This window comes from Actinopolyspora mortivallis (assembly GCF_003001495.1).
In the GTDB taxonomy this organism is placed as follows: Bacteria; Actinomycetota; Actinomycetes; order Mycobacteriales; family Pseudonocardiaceae; genus Actinopolyspora; species Actinopolyspora mortivallis_A.
The window spans coordinates 64,201-75,109 of sequence record NZ_PVSR01000014.1 but is presented as its reverse complement, the minus strand read 5'-3'; the positions used below and the strand labels follow the sequence as shown (position 1 = coordinate 75,109).

Sequence of the window (10,909 nt, the reverse complement as noted above, 5' to 3'; positions counted from 1 at the left end):
GGGGCGAGACCGGGCGGGTGGGCGCGGGAACGGCGGTGTCCACCTTCACGGCCAGGGACACCTCCCGGCCGAGACGGCGGGACAGGGCCTCGGTGATCGGGTCGCGCAGGGCGCGTTCGATCGCCTCCTTGGCGAAGTCGCTGGGGGCGGCCAGCAGCGCCGTCCCGTCCAACAGCCCGATGGGACGGGTCACCCGCATCCATGCGCGCTGCTGAGGTGAGAGCGTTCCAGAAGACAGCTCGTGCACCACCTCGTCCCAGACTCTGCTGAGATCGGCTTGGTGGTCGGACACCGCTGAGCCCCCTCCCCTCGTCGATGCGGGACCGGCTTTCCCCGCCGGCCGGTTGTCCCACGGAACAGGTCGATTCGGCTGTGCACAACGTGGATCGGGCAAGTATCCACATGTTTGTCCACAACGCTGCCGACGGTACGACAGAGTGCCCGGCCCCCGGCGGTCGGGGTTACCGTGTGTGGGGGAGGTGGACACGGCGAAGCCGCCCCTCGACGGGGTGATACCCCGGGTGCGGGAGATCGGGTGGGGGTGAGTACCCTCGTAAGGTCCCCCGCCGTAAAGTGGGCGTCCCTCTGGTGCGTGTCGGCGACGATTCTCGCGGCACGAGCCTGGTTCGTCCGTGCGGGATCGTATGCGTTCGAGTACGTGTCCGACCCTGTCGCGGATGTGCTCGCAGCCGACCGCGAGTGCGCGGGGACACTTGACCGAGCCACAGCGGCCATCTTGTGCCTTGTTAAGGCGCATGGTTGGCCTGTAGTAACCGGGAGAGCCGACCGTGAGCAAGGGCAAGCGCACCTACCAGCCGAACAACCGCAAGCGGGCCAGGATCCACGGCTTCCGGAAGCGGATGCACACCAGGGCGGGCCGCGCCATCGTGGCCGCCCGGCGCCGCAGGGGTCGTAAGCGTCTGACCGTCTGACCGGGCGGGGCCGTGCTACCTGCGACAGCGCGGCTCAGGCGCAGCCAGGACTTCACTCTGGTCATGCGCCGGGGACGTCGAGCCGGCAGGCCACGTCTCGTGGTGCATGCCCTGCGTCGTGACCCGTCCGCGAGCGGGTCGTACGAATCCCCGCGCGTTCCGGACGGGCAGTCCTCCGGCAACGAGACCGGCGTCGAGAGCGCGCGCGAGAGATCCGACAGCTCGCCCACCCTGGGAGCAGCGGAGCATCCCAGGGTGGGTTTCGTCGTCAGCAAGGCCGTCGGCAACGCGGTGCGTCGTCACCGGGTCGCCCGGCAGCTGCGGCATCTGATGCGGCAGCGCCTCGCTGCGCTACCCGCTGGCACACTGGTGGTGGTGAGAGCACTGCCGCCCGCCGCGGCCGCCACCAGTGACGAACTCGCACGCGATCTGGACAAGGCGCTGCGCAGGCTGCGACTGCCGAATCCGCGCGATGCCGCGTGGGGCGGTGGCGACTCACCCGGTGGTAGCCCGTCGACGGATCCCGTGTGATGACAGAGCAAGGTTCCGGAGCATCCGCGGCACCGGGAGAACCCGGGGCCCGTCCCGGTCCGGTGGCATGGTTGTTGTCGCTGCCCATCCACCTGTATCGCAGGGTCGTTTCACCGCTGCTTCCGCCCATGTGCCGGTTCTATCCGAGCTGTAGCGTTTACGCGGTGGAGGCGTTGCGCACCCACGGGGCGTTGCGGGGCGGTTGGTTGACCGTGTGGAGACTGCTGCGTTGCGGTCCCTGGCATCCGGGGGGGCTCGATCCGGTGCCACCTCCGAAGCGGCACGAACGTGAAGCGGACCGATCCCCCTGCGAGGAGTAGCCCAAGGTGCTGGACTTCATAAACTATCCGGTGTCGGTCATTCTGTGGTGCTGGCACTCGATCTTCGGGGCGTTGCTGGATCCGGACAGCGGTTTCGCCTGGGCCCTTTCCGTGATCTTCCTGGTTTTCACGTTGCGGGCGCTGCTGTTCAAGCCCTTCGTGCACCAGGTGCGTTCGATGCGCAAGATGCAGCAGGTGGCTCCCCGGATACAGCAGTTGCAGCGGGACTACGCCCACGACCGGCAGCGCCTGGCCCAGGAGATGCAGCGCCTGCAGTCCGAGCAGGGGTTCAATCCCGTGAGCGGCTGCCTTCCGATCCTGGTGCAGATTCCGGTGTTCATCGGGTTGTTCCAGGTGCTGCGGGGGTTCCAGCCCGGGAAGAACAGCAACTACTTCTTCGGTCCCGAGGGTGTGCAGTCGTTCGTGGACGCACATCTGTTCGGGGCGAGCCTGTCCACCGTGATGTCGGCTCCCGCCGAGACTCTCGCCAGGTTCGGGACCGACCGTGGCTCGATGCTGCTGGTGGGCGTGCCGTTGATGATCGCGGCGGCGGTCGCCACCCACTTCACCTCACGTCACTCGGTCGAGCGACAGCGTACGGATCAGCGCTCGTCGGCTCCCGGTAATCCGGCCCAGCAGGCGATGATGAACCGGATGGTGCTGTGGGTCTTCCCGATGTTCGCGATCATCGGTGGTCCGTTCCTTCCGCTGGCCATCCTGCTGTACTGGCTGGCGAACAACTTCTGGACCCTGGGGCAGCAGTACGTCGTGTACCGCCGTATCGACCGGGAGGAAGCTCAGCGCGAGGACCAGGAGGGCACCGCGGTCGTGGAGGGGACCGCCGTCGCCACCGAGGTCGAGGAGTCCGCGCGGCGCTCCCCCGAGGACGCGCAGACCGAATTGCCCGGAATGCCGGAGGATCGTTCCAGTGCGACGGAACGGCCGGAGGACAACCGGTGAATCCGTACGCACCTCCAGAGAGGAGACAGGCAGTGTCCGAGACCGTGCAGGAAGCCGGCCAGGACGAGCAGCAGTCCGTCTCGGGTGGCGGGTCAGAGCAGCACGCCGATGCCGCATCGACGAGCAGGAGCGAGGCCGATCTGGTCCGGGAAGGCGACATAGCCGGTGACTACCTGGAACGGCTGCTGGACCTGCTCGACTACGACGGGGACATCGACCTGGACGTCGAGTCCGGGCGTGCCGTGGTGAGCGTGGAGGGCGGCAAGGACCTCGCGAAACTCGTCGGTTCGGAGGGCGAGGTGCTCGAAGCCCTCCAGGAACTGACCCGTCTGGCCGTGCAGCAGGAAACCGGTGTCCGCAGCCGGCTGATGCTGGACATCGCCGGGTGGCGGGCGAACCGCAGGGACGAGCTCAGCGACCTCGGACGCCGTACGGCCGAGAAGGTGGCAGCCACCGGGCGGACGCAGCGCCTGCGTCCGATGACTCCGTTCGAGCGCAAGGTCGTGCACGACGCGGTCGCGACCGTCTCGGGTGTCACCAGTGAGGGAGAGGGCGAACCGCCGAACAGGCGGGTCGTTGTTTACCGGGTCGAGTGATCACTCGGCGCGTACAACGCAAGAACGGCTTTGATGATGAGAGGCTGCCCTCGTGATCCGGACATCACGGGGGCAGCCTTGTTCGTGTGGCCGTGTTTCACGTGAAACCGGCGGGATTCCCGCCGCTCGCGCGGCGCTGCCCGCGGCGGATCCGGCAGGGCCGGCGGTATTCCGGGCGTCCGCTCCCGCCGAGTGTTCCCGGGGGAAGCCGCCCGGAGTTCCCTCTCGCGAAGCACGCCCCCGAACAGTGCACAGCACGAACGCGATCGGAAGGCAGGTCTCGGGATGGTGGACGGATACGAGGAGGAGGCCGCCGAGCGGTTCTCGGACGAGACGGCACGGCAGGAAGCCGGACAGGGACTCCCGGACGGCGCCGTCCGGGAGGAGTTGTTCGGTGCACGGGCTCCACTGGCCGAAAAGTTCGCGGAACGCCTCCTGACAGACGGCATTCAGCGTGGTTTGATCGGTCCTCGGGAGGGAGATCGGCTCTGGGAGCGCCATCTGTACAACTCGGCGGTGTTGTCGGAGCTGTTACCGGAAGGGGCCACTGTTGTGGATGTCGGATCCGGTGCCGGGTTGCCGGGAGTTCCGCTCGCCATCGCTCGTCCGGATCTGAGGATCACTCTGCTGGAGCCGATGGCACGCCGGATCACGTGGCTGGAGGAGATCAGGGACGACCTGGACCTGCACGTGACGGTGCTCCGGGGGCGAGCCGAGGAGTCCGAGGTCCGTTCCCGGCTGCACGACGTCGACTGTGTGGTGGCGCGTGCGGTGGGCTCCCTGGAGCGACTCACCGCATGGTGTCTTCCCCTGGTGCGCCCCGGAGGGTGGCTGCTCGCCCAGAAAGGGGCGAGCGCGGAGCAGGAGTTGGACCGCGATCGTGCCGCGATCACACGCCAGGGCGGTGAGCGGGCCGTGGTGCGGACCTGCGGGGAGTCGGTGTTGTCCTCCCCGGCCAGAGTCGTCGCGATACGACGTACCGAATCCGTCGACCAGGGTGGTGCTTCCGGGGTGCGCGGGCATGGTCGTGGTTCGGCGCGCCGGCCCCACAAACGGCGGAAGAGAAAGGAACGGTGACGGTGAATCCGGAATCGAACCAGCCCGGGGTTTCACGTGAAACATGGCGGAGTTCCGTGGGAGGTATGCGTTTCCCGGACGCGGCGGGTGAGGGTGCCCGGGCCGAGGACACGGAGGTGGAGGAGTTCGGCTGGAACCCGCTCGTGGCGGAGGCCAGGCGGGCGGTGAAGGCCCGGAATCCGGAAACCCATCCTCTCCCCCGGCCCGATCGGCGGCGGATCATGACCGTGGCCAACCAGAAGGGCGGTGTGGGGAAGACGACGAGCACGGTGAACCTGGCCGCCGCCCTGGCGGTCCAGGGACTGAAGGTGCTGGTGGTCGATCTCGATCCGCAGGGGAACGCGAGTACCGCGCTGGGGGTGAACCACAACTCCGGAGTGCCCTCGGTGTACGAGCTGCTGCTCGGCCGGGTCGGTGTGGCCGAGGTGGCGGCCACGAGCACCCAGTCCGAGCGACTGGCCTGCGTTCCCGCCACCATCGATCTCGCGGGGGCCGAGGTCGAGCTGGTCACGATGGTGGCTCGTGAGGCACGGCTGCGCCAGGCGCTCAACCCGGAGGTACTGGACGAGCTCGACTACGACTACGTGCTCATCGACTGCCCGCCCTCCCTCGGCCTGCTCACGGTGAACGCGCTCGTCGCCGCCCACGAGGTGGTGATCCCGATCCAGTGTGAGTACTACGCCCTGGAAGGGCTCGGACAGCTGCTGAAGAACATCGAACTGGTTCAGGCGCACCTGAATCCGAATCTGGGGATCTCCACGGTGTTGCTGACCATGTACGACGGCCGGACGAAACTGGCCGAGCAGGTCACCGAGGAGGTGCGGGGATACTTCGGGGACCGGGCGTTGCGCACGGTCATCCCCCGCAGCGTGAAGATTTCCGAGGCGCCGGGGTACGGACAGACCATTCTCAGCTACGACCCCGGTTCCCGTGGTTCGATGAGTTATCTGGACGCGGCGCGTGAGATCGCCGAGCGAGGGACGGAGAGGGAGACGGCATGACCGAACGTCGTGGCGGTCTGGGACGTGGCCTGGCCGCACTCATCCCCAGTGGTCCCGCCGAGGAGGAGCAGGACGGGGACGCTCCCGGTGTCGACCTCCCGGTGGAGGAACGGACCGAACCCGCGGACTCCTCCCCCGTGCGGGACGAGGTTTCACGTGAAACGGAGGGTGGCACGGCCGGAGCGGTGTACCGAGAGGTCGAGACGGCCGCCATAGTCCCGAACCCCCGTCAGCCACGTCAGGTGTTCGACGAGGAGTCGCTCGCCGAGCTGGAGCACTCCATCAAGGAGTTCGGGCTCATGCAGCCGATCGTGGTTCGGGCGCTGGAGGACGGGCGCTACGAACTCGTCATGGGTGAGCGACGTTGGCGGGCGGCACAGCGGGCGGAGTTGGCGACCCTCCCCGCGATCGTGCGGCAGACCACCGATGACGCCCTGCTGCGGGACGCGTTGTTGGAGAACATCCACCGTGTACAGCTCAACCCGTTGGAGGAGGCCTCGGCCTACCAGCAGTTGCTGGAGGAGTTCGGGGTCACGCACGACGAGCTCGCGGACCGGCTCGGCCGGAGCAGGCCGGTGGTCACCAACACGATCCGGTTGCTGCGTCTTCCGTTGCCCGTGCAACGGCGGGTGGCCGCGGGGGTGCTGTCCGCCGGCCACGCGCGTGCGTTGATGAGCCTGGAGGATCCGGGGGCGCAGGAGGAGATGGCCTCCCGGATCGTCGCCGAGGGGCTCTCGGTGCGCGCGGCCGAGGAGCAGGTGACCCTGAAGAAGGGTGAGGTGGCGGAGAAACCGAAACCCAAACAGCGTTCCCGCATGGAGATCCCGGGGGCCGAGGAGTTGCAGGAACGTCTCGGCGACCGTTTGGACACCAGGGTCAAGATCGAGGCGGGACAGCGCAAGGGGCGTATCGTCGTCGAGTTCGGTTCCCCGGAGGATCTGCACCGGTTGGCTGGTCTGTTGCTCGACGGAGCGGATCGGGTGGAGGAACAGTAGGACGGATCCGTCCGGATCCCGAAGTCCGCTCCCTTCGCTCCGAAGGGCGTAACGAGCCCTGATCTTGCCGAAGAAGAACCCTTCGGACGTTCCGTCACGGTGACAGTCGACACCGGGCACCGGCTCACGAGTTCCTGACGATCGCCCGTTCGACCAGGCCGCTGAAGACGTCTCCGAGGGTGCGCCCGGCCGCCTCCACGGCCATCGGCAGCAGCGAGGTGTTCGTCAGTCCTGGTGAGACGTTCACTTCGAGGAAGTGCACTCTCCCGGCGGTGTCCACGATCGCGTCCGTCCGGGAGACGTCCCGCAGGCCGAGCAGGCGGTGCGCGGAGACCGCCAGCTCGGAGGCAGCCGCCACGGTCTCCTCCGGAAGCTCGGCCGGGGCCTGGTAGCTGGTCAGTCCCGCCGTGTAACGGGCGGTGTAGTCGAAGATCCCGTTGGAGGGTTCGATCCGCACCGGCGGGAGCGCGTGCGGGCCCGCGGCGTCCTCCACTACCCCGACGGCGATCTCGGTGCCCTCGACGAGCTTTTCCACCAGCACCGTCTCGCCGTAGGCGAAGGCTCCCATCATCGCCGAGGGCAGCTCGGAGCTGTCCCGTACCACCCGCGCCCCCAGGGCGGAGCCGCCCTGTACCGGTTTGAGCATCAACGGCAGCCCCAGCTTGCTGACGAGGGCGTCCAGGACGGGTTGGGCACCGAGTTCACGGAAGGTGGACTGGGGCAGGACCGCCCACTCCGGGGTGTCCAAACCGGCCCTGGCGAGTTCGGCCTTGGCCGTGGGCTTGTCCCAGGCGCGGCGGCAGGCTCGTGCGGGGGTTCCCACATAGGGGATGTCCAGCAGTTCCAGCACCGACTGGATCGCGCCGTTCTCCCCTTCCCCACCGTGCAGGGCGATGAGCACGGCCTCCGGGCGTTCGTCGCGGAGCCGCCCCAACAGCTCGTGGTCGGCATCCTGTTCGGTCACGGTGCATCCCGCCGACCGGAGCGCGGCGGACAGCCTCCGACCGGAGCGCAGCGACACGTCGCGCTCGTGTGAGAGTCCGCCGGAGAGCACGGCAACCCAACGTTCGGGCAATGATGACTCCTAGATGGTGCGAGCCCGCTGTGCCCGAACCACTGCTCGGACATCCGAAGCTTTCGCTCCGTCGGGTGAATCTTCCGCCGGGCCGGCGTGTCGGGCAGCCACCACCGCGTGCCAACCGTCCTCCTCGGAGCACACAGGGGAACCGCCGTCATCACTCGGCCCGGTGGGCACGGAGGGACGTCGTTTCCCCGGGCGGGAGGACTCCAGCCCGGCGGCTACCGGCCGCGGAGAAGTCCGATCCCCGAACGGGAACGGACTCCGAGGGAGTACGGGACACAGCGGATTCGTCGGACAGTGACGACTTCCATGACAGCACGGCGGGGCCGGAACGCGGCACTCAGGCCGTGTCGGGCGAGGGCGCCTGCGGCCCCGAGATCTCGCGCTGCCCGTTGGAACCGAAGGTGCTCAGCAGCTCCAGCTCCTCGTTCAACGTGTTGGCCAGCCTGCGCACACCCTCCCGAATGCGTTCCGGGGTGGGATAGCAGAAGGACAGTCGCATCTGCCTGCTGCCGAGCCCGTCCCGGTAGAAACCGGTCCCCGAGGCGTAGGCCACCCGGTTGGTGACGGCCCTGGGCAGCATCGCCTTGGTGTCCACCCCCTCGGGAGCGGTGAACCACACGAAGAACCCGCCCTCGGGGTGGGTCCAGTGGCAGTCGGGCGGCATGTACTGTTCCAGGGCCTCCAGCATCGCGTCCCGACGTTCGCGGTACTGCTCCTGGAAGGTCTTGATCTGGCCCATCCAGTCGTGCGTGCTCAGGTACCGGGACACGATCATCTGGTTCAGCGTCGGGGGGCACAACGTGGCCGACTCGGCGGCCAGCACCAGTTTCTCCCGCACCGCGTGGGGCGCCAGCACCCAGCCGACCCGCATCCCGGAGGCGAACGTCTTGGAGAACGAACCCAGGTAGACCACGTTCTCCGGGTCCTGGGCCCGCAGCGACGGATGGGTCTGCCCGTCGAAACCGAGCAGCCCGTAGGGATTGTCCTCCAGCACGAGGATGCCGTGCCGGGAGCAGATCTCCAGGATCTCCGGGCGGCGTTCCGCGGCCAGGGTCACCCCGGCGGGATTGTGGAAGTTGGGAATCGTGTAGAGCAGCTTGATCTGCTTGCCCCGACGGTGCGTCTCGTCGATCGCCTGACGCAGCGCGTCCGGTCGCAGGCCGTGCTCGTCCATGGCCACGTGCACCACATCGGCCTGGTAGGTGGCGAAGGCGCCCATGGCCCCCACATAGGACGGCCCCTCGGCGAGCACGACGTCGCCCGGGTCACAGAAAATCCTGGTGACCAGGTCCAACGCCATCTGCGAGCCCACGGTGACCATCACGTCGTCCGGATGGGCCGAGATGCCCTCCAACGCCATGACCTCGCAGATCTGCTCCCGCAGCTCGGGAACCCCGTGTGCGGAACCGTACTGGAGGGCGGACTGTCCCTGTTCCACGATCAGCCGGGCGACCTCCTGGGACAGGGAGTCCAACGGCAGCGCGGCCAGATTCGGCATCCCACCCGCCAGGGACACCACCTCCGGCCTGCTGGCCACCGCGAACAAGGCGCGGATCTCGGAGGCCGTCATCCCCGACGTACGCTCGGCGTACAGCTCGGAGTGCGCGTCGAGACTCCCCATGTCGGCCGCGCGCTCGGCGGGCACGTGCTGCTCGTTCGACTCCGGCTTCGGAGGCTCCTGGGACTGGTTCGGCTGATCGGACATGTCCGCGCTCCAGGGTCGGTGGTGCGCCGCGTGGTCGGCTCCGGCCACGGCACGACGGCCGGGGACGGATTAACCGGCGATTCTAACCGTCCCATCGTGCGGGGCTCCCGGCCGTGTAACGTGTGCCTCTCCACATCCTGGAGAATAGTGCGCAACATCACTAATCGGAAAAGTGCGTTTCCGTCACGTGGAACGGGGGGCGGAGCCCGCCACACGGCGGGCCGGAGGTGCTTCCCGCACCGAGGCGGCTCAGGCCCCCTCGGCTCTGGTGAGTTCGTAACGCAGCAGGTCGTCGAAGGTGAAGGTCCCGGTGGGCTGGTCGTCCTTGCCCAGCAGGTACAGCCGCTTCACCGCCACCAGCACGGCCTCGGCCACGGTGTCCCGGAAGGCCGGGTCGAGCAGCCGGGCGTGGTCGCGCGGATTGCTCAGGTACCCGACCTCCAGCCGCACGGCGGGCATCTTCGTCCAGCGCAGCACTTCCCAGCTCTTCGGGTGGGTGCGGCAGTCCAACATGCCCGTACGCGCCACGATCTCGCGCTGCAGGAAACCCGCCAGCGCCTCGCCCACGTTCGACGTGGTCCCGTTTCCGGTACCGAAGTGGAAGGTGGCCACCCCCTGGGCCTCCGGCGAACGGTTGGAGTCCACGTGCAGCGACAGGAACAGGTCGGCACCCGCCTCGTTCGCGAAGGTCGCCCGGTCGGCGTCGGGGGGGCACGACCCGGGGCCGCGCGAGATCAGCGCCTCCATGCCGGTGGCCACCATGCGTCCTTCGAGGCGTCTGGCGAAGTCCCAGGCCAGATCGGCCTCGGCCACTCCGTTGACCACGGCTCCCCGGTCGTTGCCGCCGTGACCCGGGTCGATCACGATACGCTTCCCGCGCAGCCTCGGCCCGGCGCGACGGACCTTCTCCTGCTCGCGCAGGTACACGGGGCGACCCCCGCGGACCTTCGGGGTCAGCTGTTTCAGCGAACGCAGCGTGGCCGGACCGCAGATGCCGTCCGCGTTGAGCGCGTACTCACGCTGGAAGCTGCGCAGGGCGTGCTCGGTCTGCTTGCCGAAGATGCCGTCGGGACGACCCGCGTCGTAACCGAGTTCGAGCAGACGCTCCTGGAGGGCGAACACGTCGTCCCCACTGACGGGACGCGACACGAAGTAGGCGAGCGAACGGTCCCCGAGCCGCCACTTGGCGTCCGTGAGCGCTCGGTAGGTGGCAGGCCCCACGACTCCGTCGGTGATCAGGCCCCGTTGTTGTTGGAAGGCCCGTACCGCGTGTTCCACCGACGCGTCGTACGTGGTCGATCCCGCATGACCGTTCGGCGGTAAGAGACCCAGGGTGACCAGAATGCTCCTGATCTCGGACACTGCCGGGCCTGCGTCACCGCGGTGGAGCAGCTGCATGCACTCCTCGCTCGATTCAGGCGCCGGATAACCGGCGCTAAGGACGTGTCGTTACCCCCAAGTATTCAGTGTATGTGGATGCACTCCGCTCCGAAGTATTGTGCCCTGCCGCCCGCCGCTCGGCGCCACGGGCCGGGATTTCGGAGTTCCACCAGGGCACGGGTTCTCCCCTGCCGGAGGGCGGGATCGTCGTGGTCACGGCGGCATCACCCTTCACGGGCGTCTTCGTTCGTGGGGACGGAGCGCGCGCCGCACCGGGTTGCGTGCCCGTACCGAAAAACTCCGCCCCGGAAAAACGGATCCGGGGCGG

At 68.2% G+C, this 10,909-nt stretch carries 11 protein-coding genes and 1 pseudogene; 8 read left to right on the top strand and 4 right to left on the bottom strand.

The genetic code is table 11. The annotated features are described in order from the left end of the window. Nucleotides 1–292 (bottom strand): annotated as a pseudogene (locus CEP50_RS10405) (chromosomal replication initiator protein DnaA); the annotation flags it as partial. A gap of 496 nt (nt 293–788) precedes the next feature. Between CEP50_RS10405 and rpmH the strand changes: the two are divergent. From rpmH to CEP50_RS10365, 8 genes are all read left to right on the top strand, one after another. Continuing rightward, nucleotides 789–932: a 50S ribosomal protein L34 gene (rpmH, locus tag CEP50_RS10400; protein WP_019856134.1), complete on the top strand. Its 144-nt coding sequence runs from the start codon at nt 789–791 to the stop codon at nt 930–932. A 12-nt stretch (nt 933–944) separates the two neighbouring features. Next, nucleotides 945–1,463 (top strand): ribonuclease P protein component, encoded by a 519-nt coding sequence (gene rnpA / locus CEP50_RS10395; RefSeq protein ID WP_106113742.1) that lies wholly within the window; start codon nt 945–947, stop codon nt 1,461–1,463. Then, entirely contained in the window at nt 1,463–1,783 is a 321-nt protein-coding gene (gene yidD / locus CEP50_RS10390) for a membrane protein insertion efficiency factor YidD (protein WP_106113741.1), read from the top strand. The genes rnpA and yidD overlap by 1 nt, the downstream gene beginning before the upstream one ends. A gap of 6 nt (nt 1,784–1,789) precedes the next feature. After that, nucleotides 1,790–2,743 carry a membrane protein insertase YidC gene (gene yidC, locus CEP50_RS10385; RefSeq protein ID WP_106113740.1) on the top strand — a complete coding sequence of 318 codons (954 nt, stop codon included), beginning with the start codon at nt 1,790–1,792 and terminating at the stop codon, nt 2,741–2,743. 32 nt (nt 2,744–2,775) lie between these two features. Then, the gene (locus CEP50_RS10380; protein WP_106113739.1) at nt 2,776–3,339 is read left to right on the top strand and encodes a Jag family protein; all 564 of its coding nucleotides are present in this window, start codon (nt 2,776–2,778) and stop codon (nt 3,337–3,339) included. Between the two features lie 285 nt (nt 3,340–3,624). Continuing rightward, on the top strand, nt 3,625–4,416 hold the full coding sequence (gene rsmG / locus CEP50_RS10375; RefSeq protein ID WP_106113738.1) for a 16S rRNA (guanine(527)-N(7))-methyltransferase RsmG: 792 nt from the start codon (nt 3,625–3,627) through the stop codon (nt 4,414–4,416). After that, complete coding sequence (locus CEP50_RS10370) at nt 4,413–5,417, top strand: ParA family protein (protein ID WP_374957091.1); 1,005 nt, start codon at nt 4,413–4,415, stop codon at nt 5,415–5,417. Before rsmG ends, CEP50_RS10370 begins: the two co-directional genes overlap by 4 nt. Then, nucleotides 5,414–6,412, top strand: coding sequence for a ParB/RepB/Spo0J family partition protein (locus CEP50_RS10365; RefSeq protein WP_106113736.1), 999 nt, complete (start codon nt 5,414–5,416; stop codon nt 6,410–6,412). Before CEP50_RS10370 ends, CEP50_RS10365 begins: the two co-directional genes overlap by 4 nt. Before the next feature lie 124 nt (nt 6,413–6,536). Here the strand turns inward: CEP50_RS10365 and CEP50_RS10360 are convergent, their stop codons facing one another. From CEP50_RS10360 to CEP50_RS10350, 3 genes are all read right to left on the bottom strand, one after another. After that, nucleotides 6,537–7,487, bottom strand: coding sequence for a D-alanine--D-alanine ligase family protein (locus CEP50_RS10360; protein WP_106113735.1), 951 nt, complete (start codon nt 7,485–7,487; stop codon nt 6,537–6,539). A gap of 346 nt (nt 7,488–7,833) precedes the next feature. Beyond that, complete coding sequence (locus tag CEP50_RS10355) at nt 7,834–9,201, bottom strand: aminotransferase-like domain-containing protein (RefSeq protein ID WP_219905424.1); 1,368 nt, start codon at nt 9,199–9,201, stop codon at nt 7,834–7,836. A 249-nt stretch (nt 9,202–9,450) separates the two neighbouring features. Then, nucleotides 9,451–10,599, bottom strand: a complete 1,149-nt coding sequence (locus CEP50_RS10350; RefSeq protein ID WP_106113734.1) for an N-acetylmuramoyl-L-alanine amidase — start codon at nt 10,597–10,599, stop codon at nt 9,451–9,453. Nucleotides 10,600–10,909: the final 310 nt, after the last annotated feature.

Excerpts from the sequence above, each read along its gene's own strand:
- CEP50_RS10365 (WP_106113736.1), top strand. The coding sequence starts at position 5,414 with ATGACCGAACGTCGTGGCGGTCTGGGACGTGGCCTGGCCGCACTCATC.
- rsmG (WP_106113738.1), top strand. The coding sequence starts at position 3,625 with ATGGTGGACGGATACGAGGAGGAGGCCGCCGAGCGGTTCTCGGACGAG.
- yidD (WP_106113741.1), top strand. The coding sequence starts at position 1,463 with ATGACAGAGCAAGGTTCCGGAGCATCCGCGGCACCGGGAGAACCCGGG.
- CEP50_RS10350 (WP_106113734.1), bottom strand. The coding sequence starts at position 10,599 with ATGCAGCTGCTCCACCGCGGTGACGCAGGCCCGGCAGTGTCCGAGATC.
- CEP50_RS10355 (WP_219905424.1), bottom strand. The coding sequence starts at position 9,201 with ATGTCCGATCAGCCGAACCAGTCCCAGGAGCCTCCGAAGCCGGAGTCG.